At 64.3% G+C, this 14,764-nt stretch carries 15 protein-coding genes; 8 read left to right on the top strand and 7 right to left on the bottom strand.

Annotated features, from left to right (window positions below; all coding sequences use genetic code 11):
* Positions 1-308: 308 nt before the first annotated feature.
* The gene (locus KBZ22_RS10680; RefSeq protein ID WP_254941553.1) at positions 309-665 is read left to right on the top strand and encodes a prefoldin subunit; all 357 of its coding nucleotides are present in this window, start codon (positions 309-311) and stop codon (positions 663-665) included.
* Between the two features lie 92 nt (positions 666-757).
* Positions 758-1,150 carry a hypothetical protein gene (locus KBZ22_RS10675; RefSeq protein WP_255021949.1) on the top strand — a complete coding sequence of 131 codons (393 nt, stop codon included), beginning with the start codon at positions 758-760 and terminating at the stop codon, positions 1,148-1,150.
* Here the strand turns inward: KBZ22_RS10675 and KBZ22_RS10670 are convergent.
* The gene (locus KBZ22_RS10670; RefSeq protein ID WP_255021948.1) at positions 1,129-2,097 is read right to left on the bottom strand and encodes an aspartoacylase; all 969 of its coding nucleotides are present in this window, start codon (positions 2,095-2,097) and stop codon (positions 1,129-1,131) included. The genes KBZ22_RS10675 and KBZ22_RS10670 overlap by 22 nt on opposite strands.
* 72 nt (positions 2,098-2,169) lie before the next feature.
* Between KBZ22_RS10670 and KBZ22_RS10665 the strand changes: the two genes are divergently transcribed.
* The 4 genes from KBZ22_RS10665 (at position 2,170) to KBZ22_RS10650 (ending at position 6,070) form a co-directional block, all read left to right on the top strand.
* A complete protein-coding gene (locus tag KBZ22_RS10665; RefSeq protein WP_255021947.1) occupies positions 2,170-3,123 on the top strand; it encodes a glutathione S-transferase C-terminal domain-containing protein in 954 nt (317 codons plus the stop codon).
* Positions 3,120-3,761, top strand: a complete 642-nt coding sequence (locus KBZ22_RS10660) for a DUF2301 domain-containing membrane protein (RefSeq protein WP_255021946.1) — start codon at positions 3,120-3,122, stop codon at positions 3,759-3,761. Before KBZ22_RS10665 ends, KBZ22_RS10660 begins: the two co-directional genes overlap by 4 nt.
* On the top strand, positions 3,758-5,647 hold the full coding sequence (locus KBZ22_RS10655) for an ABC-F family ATP-binding cassette domain-containing protein (RefSeq protein ID WP_255021945.1): 1,890 nt from the start codon (positions 3,758-3,760) through the stop codon (positions 5,645-5,647). The genes KBZ22_RS10660 and KBZ22_RS10655 overlap by 4 nt, the downstream gene beginning before the upstream one ends.
* Before the next feature lie 204 nt (positions 5,648-5,851).
* A complete protein-coding gene (locus tag KBZ22_RS10650) occupies positions 5,852-6,070 on the top strand; it encodes a CP12 domain-containing protein (RefSeq protein WP_106632635.1) in 219 nt (72 codons plus the stop codon).
* A gap of 5 nt (positions 6,071-6,075) precedes the next feature.
* On the opposite strand, the gene obgE is transcribed toward KBZ22_RS10650, so the two are convergent.
* Positions 6,076-7,086, bottom strand: coding sequence for a GTPase ObgE (gene obgE, locus KBZ22_RS10645; RefSeq protein WP_255021944.1), 1,011 nt, complete (start codon positions 7,084-7,086; stop codon positions 6,076-6,078).
* A gap of 38 nt (positions 7,087-7,124) precedes the next feature.
* Between obgE and KBZ22_RS10640 the strand changes: the two genes are divergently transcribed.
* Positions 7,125-8,351: an ABC transporter ATP-binding protein gene (locus tag KBZ22_RS10640; protein ID WP_255021943.1), complete on the top strand. Its 1,227-nt coding sequence runs from the start codon at positions 7,125-7,127 to the stop codon at positions 8,349-8,351.
* Here KBZ22_RS10640 and KBZ22_RS10635 read toward each other — a convergent pair.
* From KBZ22_RS10635 to KBZ22_RS10615, 5 genes are all read right to left on the bottom strand, one after another.
* Positions 8,339-10,777 carry an endonuclease MutS2 gene (locus KBZ22_RS10635; protein ID WP_254941545.1) on the bottom strand — a complete coding sequence of 813 codons (2,439 nt, stop codon included), beginning with the start codon at positions 10,775-10,777 and terminating at the stop codon, positions 8,339-8,341. The two genes, KBZ22_RS10640 and KBZ22_RS10635, sit on opposite strands and share 13 nt — an antisense overlap.
* Entirely contained in the window at positions 10,774-11,163 is a 390-nt protein-coding gene (locus KBZ22_RS10630) for a VOC family protein (protein WP_106632612.1), read from the bottom strand. The genes KBZ22_RS10635 and KBZ22_RS10630 overlap by 4 nt, the downstream gene beginning before the upstream one ends.
* Positions 11,164-11,183: 20 nt before the next feature.
* Positions 11,184-12,080 (bottom strand): hypothetical protein, encoded by an 897-nt coding sequence (locus tag KBZ22_RS10625; protein WP_106632611.1) that lies wholly within the window; start codon positions 12,078-12,080, stop codon positions 11,184-11,186.
* Positions 12,081-12,144: 64 nt separating this feature from the next.
* Positions 12,145-13,146: a porphobilinogen synthase gene (gene hemB / locus KBZ22_RS10620; protein WP_106632610.1), complete on the bottom strand. Its 1,002-nt coding sequence runs from the start codon at positions 13,144-13,146 to the stop codon at positions 12,145-12,147.
* 25 nt (positions 13,147-13,171) lie between these two features.
* Positions 13,172-14,140 carry a DnaJ C-terminal domain-containing protein gene (locus KBZ22_RS10615; RefSeq protein ID WP_255021942.1) on the bottom strand — a complete coding sequence of 323 codons (969 nt, stop codon included), beginning with the start codon at positions 14,138-14,140 and terminating at the stop codon, positions 13,172-13,174.
* Positions 14,141-14,308: 168 nt separating this feature from the next.
* Here KBZ22_RS10615 and KBZ22_RS10610 point away from each other — a divergent pair, with 168 nt between their 5' ends.
* Entirely contained in the window at positions 14,309-14,761 is a 453-nt protein-coding gene (locus KBZ22_RS10610; protein WP_255021941.1) for a hypothetical protein, read from the top strand.
* The last annotated feature ends 3 nt before the right edge of the window (positions 14,762-14,764 follow it).

Here is a 14,764-nt window from a genome sequence, read left to right as displayed (position 1 = left end):
CTGGTTCCACGCAGAAGCGCCTTGGCGCTGCTGAATAGTGGTTGTCATGAGAACGAGAAGAGGGTGTTCCAGAGGAACGGGTATGGAAGGTGGCAAGCCACCAGACGGAATCCCGTCGAGCGCAAGAACATTGCGTAACAGGACTGTAACGGAAGATTGCGGGATTAGTGAGAAGGCCGGCCGGGAGGCGCCAAAGCCCTGCTGATGAATCCCATAAGCACCGCTTATGTTGGGGTGCGGCGGCGGCAATCCGTAGCCAGCAGGCCAGCCCACTGCTAAGCAGAGGACATTCAGGATGCGTCTCCGGCATGGCCCTGCTTGTTCGATTTAAAGCCGTGCCTCTACGGGCCAGCCTGGCCACAGCAACCGTGGCCGCAGCCTGCCTGTTCTCTGCTGGCTGTCAGCGCCAACCCTCGGCCGAGCTGCAAAAGCTGCAGCAGCGCCAGGAGCAGTTGGAAGTAAAGATTCAGCAGCTAGAGCAAAAGCTCAACGCGGCGCCCGCCGCGAACGGCGCCGACCCAGCTGGCAAGCCCCCGGCTGGAGCGATCAAATCCCTGACGTACCGCAGCGGCACTTCAGATGATCGCCTACGCGTTTATTGGGCTGATGGCAGCAAGAGCGACCTGCCCTGCACCAAGGAGCAGGCCACCTTGGTGTGTGGTTAAGTCGCCTTGACACTGACAGAGCCGCTGCGTTGAGCTGGATCTGTCACGTCGATAAACCCATGGGTTCACCTTTTGCTTCAGCAGCGGCGTTGTTGAGTCCGCGACTGCTGGCGGGTGGCTTGTTGGTGGCCAGTTGCCTGGGCGCTGGCAGCCTTTCATTTGTGAATGCGGCGCCGGCCCGAGCCCAGGCGGAGGCACCCGTCCCATTAAGCGCCGTGCGGGCCCTCAACTTGGCTCGCAACACCGCAGTGCAGAGCAACGGGGGCTTGGGGCTCTACCGACCAGACAAGTGCATGTTTGAAACGGCTAGCGCCGGCAACAAATGCCTGATCAGCTCAACCAGCGATGGCTATCTCTTTCGCTTCCTAGGCGGCGCCCCTGGCTGGCAGCAACTAAATCTGGCGGCTTCGGTGGAAACCGAAATCCGCATCTCCAGTGACGGGAGCACCGTCCTTGGCATCGACTACAACGGCGCCCCGCGTTGAGCCAACTGGGAGGAAATGTCTGTTAAAGCCAGCAACCAGTCAGGCCCAACCGGCCAACACTCCCTGCGAGTGAGGCTTAGGGCAATGCCCTTTTCGCCGTAGGCGGCCTCATTCACAAAGACGGGCCAAACGGACTCCCCCGCCAAATCCGGCGGTAGGGCCAGGCCAATTTCCTTGCCGCAGGGATCGATAAACACCGGATCTCCCGAACGCAAGGGACGCCAGTCGCGATGCTGTAACTCCGGATGCAGGCAAGCGGCAGGTGAACCATCTGGATGGCGCGGCAAATCCAAGCTGCCCAGATGGCAATGCACCACCAGCTCAGCCGGCAGCCTCAGGCGGCCTCGCTGGGCTGCCGCCAACACGGCCAGGGCCGCCTCAACGCCGAGCTGGCTTTGACGGCAGATCTGAGCCTGGATAACCCCCTGGGGCACCGGACCCACCTCGATAACCAGGCCACAGGGCCAGCGCTCAACCAAAAAACCCGTTTGGGAAGCATCGGCCTCGTGCAAGTAAATCGGCAGCCCCAGCTCCCCCTGCAAACCCGCCGCCAGAGCTAGATCGGCCGGCCTCCGGCCATAGAGCACCAAGGAGTTACCCATAGCGCTGGTGGTGCTGTGCAGGTCGAGCACCACCAACGAAGGTGATTCAGCATCAGGGCCATGGCAAGCGAGCAGCTGGCGAGCGCGCTGCAGATCAGCTTCGTTTCTCGAGGAATCCGCCAGCAGCTCGGGAGCAAAGCAGCGATTTAAATCCCGCTCCAAATAGCGCTGATTGGCTTTGTGGGCAGCTGGGTTGCCAAGCACCAACGCCACATCAAGGCCGTGGCGCTGCAGGGCCTCGGGCTGGCGGCGCCAGTGCTCCAGCAGCCAGGGGGCGTTGCGTTCATTGCCGTGGGTGCCGGCCACGACCAGCACCTGGGCCGGTTTGACGATTTGGCTGATCAAAAAGAAGAAGGCCAGAAATGGATTTCGGCCCCAGCCTGACGCAGATTCAGAGCTCTGCCGCCCCCCGCAACCATGCCTCCCCCCGCCCCCTTGGTGCGCACGGCCCGCGCGGTCTGGCACTGGCAATGGCAACAGTTAATGGGTGGCCTGGGACCGGCTGATGCCGAGGGCAACTACCGCCGTCCCAGCGGAGCCTTCACGGCGCTGCCGCCCCTGCCCAGCGAAGCCGGCGCGGCTGATGGGCACGTGTTGATTGTGGGGCGCAGCTGCCCCTGGGCCCACCGGGCCTGGCTGGTGTGGAGCCTGCGCCAACTGGGCAGCAGCATCAACCTGGTGGTGGTGGACCCCGATCCAGCCGAGGGGCGCTGGCGCTTTGCCGAGCCCTTCAACGGCTGCGCCAGCTTGATCGAGCTCTACCAGCAATCAGGCTCTGATCCGGGGCAGCGGGCCACGGTGCCGGCGCTTTATTCCCGCAGTGAGCGGCGGATCCTGGTTACGGAGAGCGCCAGGCTGATCGAGCTGCTCAACCGCTGGCCCGCACCAGCAGGGCCCGATCTGGAGCCCCATAACCAGCAGGAAGCCACAAAGAAGTGGCGCACGCGGCTGCAGGACGACGTCAACGACGGGGTGTACCGCTGTGGTTTCGCCCGCACCCAGGCTGCCTACGACCGGGCCGAGACGGCCTTGTTTGCAGCGCTCCTGGACGCCAATGGGGCCTTGGAGCAATCTCCCTGGCTAAGTGGGGCCCAACTGAGCCTGGCCGACATAGGGCTTTTCCCGACCCTGATCCGGCTGGAGCTTGTTTATGCACCCCTGTTCGGTTGCAGCCGCCTACCCCTTTGGCAGCTACCAGCCCTATGGGACTGGCGCCGGCGCGTCTACAGCCTGCCCGGCGTGGCCGAGACCTGCTTCCCGGAGGCCTGGCGCAGCGATTACTTCGGTGCCCTCTTTCCCCTCCATCCCTCGGGAATCATCCCGGCCGGGCCGCCACTCGCCACACTGGTGCAAGGCCGTGCCCATCCATGACTGATCCGATATTTGAAGGGGTGTACGGCACCTACACGATTGACGCCACCGACCGGAGGGAGGTGCTCGGCTACCGCCTTGCTCTCACGGCGGTGGCCGTTGGCCAAGCAGGCCTGCTAGTGCAGTGGCGGCAGCTGGGAGCCGACCAGCTCTGGCCCTGGATGCTGCTAATGGCTGCGGGGCTGGGACTAGCCCTGCGCTGGATTCACATCTACTTGGTGCCCTTGCACCGGGCCCTGCAGCTTTTCTGGCTACTGGGCTGCCTGGGGGGCCTGGCATTGGCGATCCGCAGCGGCCCCGGCGCCATGCTGCCGGCCCTAGCCAGCCAGCCCCTCTGGATCCTGGCCATTGGCCCCTTTTTCGCGGCCTTGGCGGGGGTTGGCTTCAAGGAATTTTTCTGCTTCAGGCGACCGGAGGCGATCGGCGTGACCCTGCTGCTGCCTATCGCCCTGCTGGGCCACCTCAGCGGCTTGCTGCCAGGAGCGATCACCACGGCCCTGCTGGCCCTGGAGAGCGGGCTTTTGCTGGTGCTATGCCTGCGCAAGTTTCCCATGCCCGCCGCGGCAGATGTGGGCGACAAGAGCGTGTTTGCTTACCTCAAAGGCCAAGCTGGCACAGCTGAGGAGGCTGCACTTTGAGTTTGATCAGCCTGGTGGAAGCCAGTAAGGACTTCGGCATCCGCACCCTGTTTGAGGGCCTCACCCTGCACATCGGCGAGCGGGAGCGGCTCGGGCTGATAGGTCCCAATGGGGCCGGCAAGAGCACCTTGTTGAAGGTGCTTGCGGGCAATGAGCCCCTCGGCAGCGGCCAGCGCCGCTGCGCCCCCCGCACCCGGGTGGTGCTCGTAGACCAGGAGCCCGAGCTAGACCCCGAGCACACCGTGCTGGAGCAGGTGTTTGCCGGTAGCGGCGAGAAGATGGCTTTGCTGCGGCAGCACACGGCCCTGAGTCAGGCCGTGGCTGATGGCCCCGACAACGCCATCGCCCTGGCCCAGCTAAGCGACCTGCATGGCCGCATGGATCAGCTCAATGCCTGGGGGCTGGAGCAGCAGTGCCGCGAGGTGCTGGAGCGGCTAGGCATCGCCGACATCGAACGCAAGGTGGGCGACCTCTCCGGCGGCTATCGCAAGCGGGTCGCCCTGGCTGCAGCCCTGGTGGCCGAGCCGGACGTGCTGCTACTGGATGAGCCCACCAACCACCTCGACGCCAACGGGGTGGAATGGCTGCAGAGCTATCTGGAGCGCTTCTCCGGCGCCCTAGTGCTGGTGACCCACGACCGCTACGTGCTCGATCGGGTCACCCGCCGGATCGTGGAGGTAGATCGGGGCCTGGCCCGCAGCTACGACGGCAACTACGCCACCTATCTCACCCATAAAGCTGAAGAAGAGGCATCTGAAGCGGCCTCAGCCGCCAAGTTCAAGGGCACGCTGCGGCGGGAACTGGCCTGGCTCAGGCAGGGTCCCAAAGCCCGCAGCACCAAGCAGAAGGCCCGTATCCAGCGAATTGAGGCGATGCGGGAGGCACCTCTGCGGCAGGGCCGCGGCCAGGTGAGCTTGGCCACCACCAGCAGGCGGCTCGGCAAGCGGGCCATCACCGCCGAGGACCTGGAGGTGAGTGTGGGCGAAGGACCCGAGACCAGGGCCCTGCTGCGTGCCTTCAGCTACGACTTCAGCCCGGAAGACCGGGTTGGCATCATTGGCCCAAACGGGGTGGGCAAGTCGAGCCTGCTTGAGGTAATCGCCGGCCGGCGCCAACCCAGCAGCGGCAGCCTGGAGCTGGGCTCGACCGTGAAGCTCGCCTACTTCGACCAGCACAGCGATGTGCTGCTCAAGCCCGACCAGAAGGTGCTGGAGGTGGTTCAAGCTGCCGCCAGTCGGGTGGCAGTGGACGGCGAGGAGCTGAGCGCCTCCCAGTTGCTGGAGCGCTTCCTGTTTCCACCAGCCCAACAGCACCAACCGGTGGCCAAGCTCTCCGGCGGCGAACGGCGGCGGCTCCATCTCTGCCGGCTGCTGATTGAGGCCCCCAACGTGCTGCTGCTCGACGAGCCCACCAACGACCTGGACGTACAGACCCTGAGCGTGCTCGAAGACTTCCTTGAAGACTTTCGCGGCTGCGTGGTGGTGGTCTCCCACGACCGCTACTTCCTCGATCGCACCGTGGATCGGCTGTTCTGCTTTGAGAATGGCGAGCTGCAGCGCTTTGAGGGCAACTACAGCGCCTACTTAGAAGCGAGCTCTACCCGCCAGGCCGCACCCAAGAACCCCAAGAATCCAGCCCCGGTAGCGCCCCAAGCCAGCAAGGCCCAGACGCGGCGGCGGAGCTTTAAGGAGAGCCGGGAGCTGGGCGAATTGGAGGTAAACCTGCCGGCCTGGGAGCAGCAGCGCCGTGACCTGGAGCTGGCCCTGGCCACTTCAGGCAGCGACTACGCCGCCCTTGAGGGACTCACCCAGGAGCTCGCCGCGTTAACTGAGCGCATCCATTGCGGCGAGGAGCGCTGGCTCGAACTCAGCGAGCTGGCGGGGTGAAACGGGGGCCGCAGCCAGGGCTGGCAGCAGCGCGGAGAACGCTGGACGCACATTGTTGTCAATCCAACACATCACCAAAGCTCAGCTCCCGGCGCCATTGGGAGTGCTCAAAGAGTTAGCAGTGCATCTTCGGGGCGTCGATCCAGAACAGGCGCCCGTAAGGTGATCGGCGACGAGCTCCGGTACCTAGTGACCGGTATCTGAATGAAAAGCATCGACGAGCACATCCAGAAAGACCAGAGCGAGATCGAGGCCGCCAAGGCCGCTGGCGACCTAGGCAAGGTCCGCCACTTGGAGGAAGAGCTCCAGGGTCTCAAGGAGTTCAAAGAGCACCATCCCGAGGACAGCCACGACCCAACCCCACTGGAAGTGTTCTGTGACCTGAACCCTTCTGCCCCCGAGTGCCGCGTCTACGACGACTGAATTGCCTAGGGCTGGATGATGCCGAGCTGCTGCCACACCGCGGCCAGCAGCTGCGGCAAATTTTTGGAGGCAGCAGCTGAAACAGCCAGAACGGGCAAGCCGCCACGGGCCTGCACCTGCAGGCTCACCTTCTCTACCAGCTCTTCAAGGCTGGCTGGATCGAGCAATTCGATCTTGTTGAGCACCACTAGGCGGGGCCTCTGGTCGAGCCCATGGCCGTAGGCCGTGAGCTCCCCCTCGACCACATTGAGGTCGGCGACCACATCCTCAGCGCTGGAATCGATCAGATGGATCAGCAGCCGGGTGCGCTCGATGTGGCGTAGGAAGTCGTGCCCCAGTCCTGCTCCCTGGGCCGCTCCAGCGATCAAACCAGGAATATCGGCAAAGACGGTGCCGTCACCACTGGGACGGCGCACCACCCCCAGGTTGGGTACCAGGGTGGTGAAGGGGTAATCGGCGATCTTGGGCCGAGCTGCCGAAAGCACCGAAATCAAGGTGCTCTTGCCGGCATTGGGCAAGCCGATGATGCCAACCTCAGCCAGCAGCTTGAGCTCCAACTGCAGCAGCCACTCCTCTCCCTCCCGGCCCTCGGTGAACTTCTCCGGGGCCCGGTTGCGGTTGCTGAGGTAGTGGGCATTGCCCAGGCCGCCGCGGCCGCCAAAGGCCACCAGTAGCTCCTCACCTGCATCGGTGAGATCACCTAGCAAAATTGAGGTGCGGGCATCGCGAACCACCGTGCCGCATGGCACCTTGATCACCAGATGGTTACCGCTGGCACCGGTGCAGCGGTTGGGGCCGCCCCGGCGACCATCGACCGCCAAAAACTGCCGCTTGTACTTGAAATCCAGCAGGGTCTGGAGGTTGGCGTCAGCCACCAGCAGCACGTCGGCACCACGGCCGCCATCGCCGCCGGAAGGGCCGCCGGCTGGCACATATTTCTCGCGGCGAAACGCCACGATTCCGTCGCCGCCTCGGCCGGCCTTGACCGTTACGCGGGCTTGATCGATGAATTGCATTGGAACAAACCTAGGATCGCGCCGTCTGAAGGCCCGTCTTGGCAGAGGTTCGCTTCCAGCAGGTCAGCAAGACCTACCCACCCCGGCGCGGTGGTGATCCGGTGCAGGTGCTGCGCCAGCTGGATCTACAGATTCAGGACGGCGAATTTTTGGTGTTGGTTGGGCCCTCCGGCTGCGGCAAAAGCACCCTGCTGCGCCTACTGGCTGGCCTAGAGCAGCCCAGCCAGGGGGAGATCTACGTGGGCAATCGGCCCGTGAGCTCGCTGCGCCCAGCCCAACGGAACGTGGCCATGGTGTTCCAGAGCTATGCGCTCTATCCCCATCTCACGGTGGCCGGCAACATCGGCTTCGGCCTGCGCCGCAGCCGCAACCGCACGGCCCTTGAGCAACTTCAAGACAGCCTGCACCTGGCCACCAGGCGGCTGCCAGGGCTCTTGCGGCTGCGCTCACGGCGGGAGGAGCGCATCGCCCAGCGCATCGCCGAGGTAGCAGAAACCCTGGAGCTCGACCAGCTACTCGATCGGCTGCCAAAGGAGCTTTCCGGCGGCCAGAAGCAGCGGGTTGCCCTGGGCCGGGCCATCGCCCGGGCGCCAGCGGTGTTTTTGATGGACGAACCGCTCAGCAACCTCGACGCCAAGCTGCGCACCGGCACCCGCACCCAAATCGTTGAACTGCAGCGACGCCTGGGCACCACCACCCTGTACGTGACCCACGACCAAGTGGAGGCCATGACCATGGGGCACCGGATCGCCGTGCTCAATGCCGGAAGGCTGCAGCAGCTCGGCACACCGATGGAGCTCTATCAGTGGCCCGCCAATTTGTTTGTAGCCCAGTTCATCGGCAGCCCGCCCATGAATCTGCTGCCGGTAACCGCGATAGGTGCGGGCCTGGTGCAGCTGGGCGGCCGCAAGCTGGCGGTTGAAGGTCCCCTGGCCGATGTGCTGGCATCACGGGCAGGGGAGGCGCTCACTGGCGGACTGCGGCCCGAGCACTTCCAGCTAGCTCCCGCCACCAACCGCAACCTGCGGGCCGAGGTGAGCCATGGCGAAGCCCTGGGCAACGAACAACTGCTCACCTGCCGCCTGGAGGAGTGCGGTCACCTGGTGCAGGTGCGGGTCGGCCCTGAAACAATCCTGCCGCCGGGGGCCAGCCTGAACCTCGACATAGATCCCCGCGGCTGGCGCCTGTTTGATGCGAGCGGCGAGGCCCTGCCCCTGCCCCCTGAGCCCGCAAGCGTGGAGCCGACCCTGCCCTATTTCACGTAAATCACGCTGCAGCCAGCCCCGCCGTCGCCCTGCTCGGCGTCACTCACACGCTCCACGTAGGGCACCGTTGCCAACCAGGCCCGCAGGCCGCGCTTGAGCTTGCCAGTGCCGATGCCGTGGATCACCCACACGGGACCATTGGCGGCGCGCAGCCGCTCCTCCAAGGCCGCCTCGGCTTCATGCACCCGCAGGCCACGCACATCAACGGTGTTGCGCTCGGAGCGCACATCCGGGCCCTGCCCCCCCAGCCCCCGCTGACCCTTCACCTGCACGCGCACCTCAGGGGCTGAGGGTTTTTCGCCATGCAGCCCCTCGATGCCAGCCAGCTCCAGGGTCAGCCGCATCACCCCACAGCGCACCGTGAGTTCCCGGCCGTCATCGGCGATGGCAAGCACCTCACCGGCCTTGCCCAGCGATAACAGCCGCACCCGATCACCAACGGCGGGCATCCAGCCCCGGTGCTCGCGCCGCTCCGGGGTGGGGCGGTGCTGCTGCTCCAGCGATTTCAAACGCTGGCCGGCCTGGCGGGCGGTTTCGCCTAGGGCAGCGCTGCTGGCCTCCCCCCCATCAGGTCCCTGGCGCAGCCTCCTGATGATGCGCTTCACCTCGTTCTGTCCCTGACGAATCGAGCGCTCCAACTGCTGGCGCCGCTGTTCCTGAAGCTCGGCGCTCTGCTGGGTCTGCTGCTGCCAGCGCAGCAGCAACTCCTCGTGCAACAGCTCGGTGCGAGCCAGTAGGACGGCTGCTTCCTCGGCGGCTTCCTGCTGGCGTTGACGCTGATTTTCGAGGCCGGCGATCACCTGGTTCACCTCGCCCTCGCCAAGGGGCTCCAGCTGGGCGGCGGCGAGCTCCAGCACCGGCTCCCCCAGCCCCAGCCGGCGTGCAATCGCCAGGGCGTTGCTGCGACCCGGGATACCCCACTGCAGCCGGTAAGTAGGCGAGAGGGTGTCCACATCGAAGGCCACCGAAGCGTTCTCGAAGCGTGGATCGGCATATTTGAGCGCCTTGAGCTCACCGAAGTGGGTGGTAGCGATCGTGAGCCTGGCCCGATCGGCCAGGTGCTTGAGCAGGGCCGTGGCCAGGGCCGAACCCTCGAGGGGATCGGTGCCGGCTCCCACCTCATCGAGCAGCACCAGGGAGGCGCCGCCAGCAGCGCCAGGCCCAGGAAGAGCTTCGAGGATGCGGGCGATGCGGCGGATGTGGCCGCTGAAGGTGGAGAGGTTTTGTTGCAGCGATTGCTCATCGCCGATATCGGCAAGCACCTGGGCGCACCAGGGCAGGCGGGGCGTGCCGCTGCAGGGCAGAAACAAGCCAGCCCGGGCCATAAGAGCCGCCAAGCCAACGCTTTTGAGGGTCACGGTTTTGCCACCGGTGTTGGGACCCGTGATTGCCACCACCCGCAACTCCGCTGCCACCAGCAGGCTCACGGGCACCACCGCATGACCTCCCTGACGCCGCTGCTGCCAAAGCAGCAGGGGGTGGCGCAGCTCACGCAGCTCGAAGGGGGCGCTGGGGTCGTCTGCCAGCTCCGGGCGTACCGCTCCCAACCATTGGCCATAGCGCGCCCGAGCCACCCCCGCATCCAGGCGCACCAGCACCTGCTGGAGTGCGGCCAGAGCTTCAGCCTCCTCGCCCACCTGGGCGCTCAGGGCAGTAAGCACGGCCCGCTCCAGTTCCCGCTCGCGCCCCTCCAGGTCGCGTATGCGATTGCCCAGGGCAATCACCGCCTGGGGTTCGATGAACACCGTTTGTCCCGAAGCCGAGCTGTCGTGCACCAGCCCTGGCAACTGAGCGGCAGCGCCAGCCTTCACAGCCAGCACGGGACGGCCGTTGCGCTCCGAGATCACCGTGTCCTGGAGCATGGCGCCGCAGCGGCGCATCAGCTCCTGCAGTCGATCACGCCGATCTGAGCGGGCCCCAAGCAGCTGGCGCCGCAATCCCTCCAGGGGCGGACTGGCCCGATCCGCCACCCGGCCGCCCTCTTCAAGGCAAAAATGCAGCCGCTGCTCCAGCTCCGGCAGGGTGCGCAGCTCGGCCACCAGGGCCGTACAGACCGGCCGCAGCTGGGGATCGTCGATCTGGCGCCGCAGCCGGCGGGCCGCAGCCAGAGTGGTAGCCAAGGCCAGCAACTCCTCGCCCGGAGCCGTGCCGCCCTTGGCGCAGAGGGTCACCAGCACCGCGATATCGGCAACTCCCTGAAAACTCAGCCCCCCCTCCAGCAGCCCGTCGAGGCCCAGCAGCTCGGTGGTTTCAGCGAGCAGGCTGCGGCTGGCAGCGAGGCCAGCGGGCAGGGCCAGCGCCAGGCAGGCACAGCGGCCCGGAGCTGTGCTTGCAAAGCTGGCCAGCTGCTCAGCGAGCCGCGGCCACTCGAGCAGCTCCAGGGCCTCCTGCTGAATTGGGGCCAATGGGGCGGTGACGTCGTTCACCCGGGCAGGTTGGAGGGGATGCCGCCAGGGGGCTCGTAGAGCATCTCTAGCCAGTTGCCTTCCGGATCTTGGAGATAGAAGCTGGCAGTTCCGTCACGGTGGTCATGCACCGGGCCGCAGGAGCGGCCGGCCGCCACAAGCTGGGCGTGCACCGCATCCACCTCTGAGCGGTCGCGGAAATGGAAAGCAAAATGGGGCCCGGCAGCTTTGTAACTAGGGCTGAGCAGGGCCAAGCCCGTGTCGGCCCCAGGCCACTGCAAATAGGCCCAATCGGGTGCATCCCAGCAGAGCTGCAGGCCCAGGGAGACATAGAAGGCCTTGGCCCGCTCCATGTCCTGCACCCGCAGTGCCACATGGCCAAGGTGATGAACAGCAGCAGGAACCATGGCAACTGAACCGGGTGAGTTCATTGTGGGTTACAGAAACGGATCTTGAGGATCTGATCGAGCTTCACCACCAAAATCAGCCAGGTGGTGCCGGCCAAGGTGAGGAGGGGATAGGCGAGCGTGGGTGCAGGAATTAAGAAGGGAAGCAGGGCCAAACCGAAGGCCGGAGGACAACGAAGGCGAGCCAACCTGAGTAGCAACGCAGTAACCAAAACAGCCAAAAACGCGGCCAGCGGACTCACCCCTAGAGCCAGCACCAATACAGTTCCAGCCACAGCCGCTCCAGCAGTAACCACCAGGACGGCTAAGGAGCGGCCTTGCCAGGGACACTCATCAGCATTAGCCAACATCTCCCAGGCAATCACCAGCAAAGGGGGATACAAAACCAAGTGGGATCCCAGCAGCTGAACCATTACCAGAGCCCCCAGCAAGAAAACAGCCAAAGGCAGCAGCCAAGGAACCCTTTGCAACCAGGACTTAGGAGCAACCAAAGTTGAGATAGTTGGCACCGAGGGGGAGACTTGAGCCCGAGCCAGCGGCGGCATCAATTGAGAGCGAAGCATGACGATTAGGGCCAGCCCACCTGTGCCCACCAGAATCGCCACCGGGTACAAAAAACTCGTAATTCCCAACACTAAGGGCAATACCCCGGCCGAAATTGCCGGAATAACCGGCGAGCGTAGAAGCCGGATCACAAGCAAGCAGATCGCCAGATCCAATATCAGCGCGGTGGGGCCATAGGGCAGGGTGCGGGTGACCAGCACTCCAGGCGCAGCAGTTAATACGGGTGTCAGAGCCAGGAGTTTTGGGGAACGGGCCCAGCTACTGAGCGGATCGGCAAGCACAACAGAGGCGAGCGCCCCCAGCTCTGGAAACAACAGATAACTGATGCCACTAGCCCTGGCCAGCGCAGTCATCAAAGCGATGTAAGTAGCTGTAGCCAGACAAGGCCAAATCCAAAAATATCGGGAATTAATAAAATTACCCCTGGCGCAGCCACTGCGCAGCATCACAGGCGTGATAAGTGAGGATCAAATTAGCGCCAGCCCGCTTAAAACACAGCAGGGTTTCCAGCACCACGGCCCGCTCGTCGATCCAGCCCTTTTCAGCGGCGGCCTTCACCATGGCGTATTCACCACTTACGTTGTAAGCAGCAATTGGCAGCTCGGTTTCGCCACGCAGACGGTAGATGATGTCTAGGTAGGCAAGGCCAGGCTTAACCATCAAAATATCAGCACCCTCCTGTTCATCGAGCAGGGCTTCGGTGAGCGCTTCACGTCCATTGGACGGATCCATTTGATAGGTTGATTTATCATTCGGAATTGGCTTGCCCGCGCCAACCCGAGGGGCCGAATCAAGAGCTTCGCGGAAGGGGCCGTAATAAGCGGAAGAATATTTAGCTGTATAGCTAATAATGCCGATATGCTCGAACCCCTCCTCATCGAGGGCTTCGCGGATAGCCCCAACTCGTCCATCCATCATGTCGCTGGGGCCAATCAGATCCGCCCCTGCCCGAGCTTGGGCAACGGCTTGGCGACAGAGGATCGCCACCGTTTCATCGTTGAGCACTATCCCTTCATCGCTAACGATGCCGTCATGGCCGTCACAGGAGTAGGGATCGAGGGCCACGTCCGTCATGATCGCCATCTCGGGGTGTACCTCCTTAAGCCGGCGAATAGCTCGGGGTATCAGGCCACCTTCGTTGAAGCATTCGGCGCCGTCTTCGGTTTTAAGGCCATCGGCCACCTTGGGGAACAACACAACGCAGCGGATGCCCAAGTCCCAAGCGCGGCCCACCTCCTGCACCAAGCCTTCGAGGCTCCAGCGCATAGCTCCTGGCATGGCACCAATTGGCTCGTTGGTGGCGCCTTCGTGCACGAAGAGCGGATAAATAAAGTCGGCAGCACTTAGGTGATGCTCCCGCACCATCGCCCGCAAAGCCGGGGTGCGGCGCAATCGGCGGGGACGGTAGGTGAGCTCCATGAAAACGGCCTGGCTGGCCCGGATCCTAGAGACGGGCCGCCTGAATCCAGCCAGAGCGGGGATCGGCGCTGCGGGCAGCACGCAACTGCTCCAGCAGCTGGCGCTCCTCGGCGCTGAGCTGCTCGGGCAACTTGAGCACCGGCGTAAGCAGCAGGTCGCCGCGGCCGTCCTTGAGGGGCCAGCCCTTGCCCTTGAGCCGCAGGCTGCGGCCCAGGGTCATACCAGGCGGCACTTGCACGGAGGCCTCACCGTCGGGGGTCGCCACCCGCACCTCGCCGCCGAGGGCCAATTCATCGAGGCTGAGGGGCAACTCAGCGCGCAGCTGGTCGCCATCGAGCTTCCACACCGGATGCTCCTGCAGTTGCAGGTTGAGGTACAGGTCGCCGCGGCGGCCGGTGCCGGGCTGCAGGTTGCCCTTGCCCTTCAGCCGCAGGCGGCTGCCGTGCTTCACACCGGGCGGAATGCGCACCTGCACCCGCTCGTCGTTGACGGCCAAGGTGCGCTCGGAGCCGCGGAAAGCATCGGCAAAGGAGAGGCTGATGCTGGCCTCAGCATCAAGATTGATCGGGGCGCTGCGGCCGGCGCCGGGCATGCCGCCAGCAAAGCCACCAGGGAAGCCTGAACTGAAACCAAAACCGCCCGGGGCACCGCCGGGGGAGGGGCCGCCAAAACGACCTAGCAGGTCGTTGATGAAGTCGTCGAAGTTGCCATAGCGGCCAAAATCAACATCAACGCCGCCACTGGCCGAGCCACCGCCCGCCTGGCTCCAGTACTGGCCAAATTGCTCGTAGCGCCGGCGTTTATCAGGATCGGAGAGCACTTCATAGGCCTCGCTCACCTCTTTGAACTTGGCCTCAGCCCCCGCATCACCGGGGTTCACGTCCGGGTGGTACTGACGGGCCAGCTTGCGAAAGGCGCGCTTGATGGCGTCGGCATCAGCGCCACGCTCAACCCCGAGGACACTGAAGTAATCGCGGTAGCCGTTCGCGCTCATCGACCCCAAAACCACCGCACCTGTTTAGTGTCTCAGCCGCTGGGAACTTCCGCTGGGCCAAGGAAGGGCGGAAGGCCGAACGCGGCGCGGCCATCGGCTGTGTTTTGCCCACACACACAGGCAAAAGCAAGCAGCGGAACTAGTTTTGATTGTTGCTTCTGGAAGCTGATGCCCTGGTTTGGCTCCCTGCGCTCCGGCCTGCTTATCGCCCTCAGCACGGTGCTGCTTGGCTTTACGGCCACTGCCAGCGCCGGTAGAGGCGCCACAACTTCCGGCAGCTCCACCACTGCCACCTTGGGGGAGGCCCTTTCTGCTTCTACGCCGGAACAAAAAGAGCTAAGTGCCCACCTGCGCGCTAAGGGAGCTGTTTTTTATGGCGCCTGGTGGTGCCCGGCCTGCTTCCAGCAAAAAAACCTGTTTGGCAAGGAAGGGGGCAATTCCCTTCCCTATGTGGAGTGCGACAAAACTGACGATGGCCGCAGCCGCTGCATGGCCGCCCAGATACGGGCTTTCCCCACCTGGGACCTGGCGGGTAAGGAGCGCCGCGAAGGGGTACAAACAATTGAAGAGCTCAAAGTGTGGAGCGGCTTTAGCGGAGCTGCCAAGCCAAGCCAGCCTTGATTC

Origin of the sequence: Cyanobium sp. L1E-Cus, from assembly GCF_024345755.1 — a bacterium.
Lineage (GTDB): Bacteria > Cyanobacteriota > Cyanobacteriia > PCC-6307 > Cyanobiaceae > Cyanobium_A > Cyanobium_A usitatum.
Note: the sequence above shows the minus strand (reverse complement) of the source record. Positions and strands in the feature narration are given on the sequence as shown.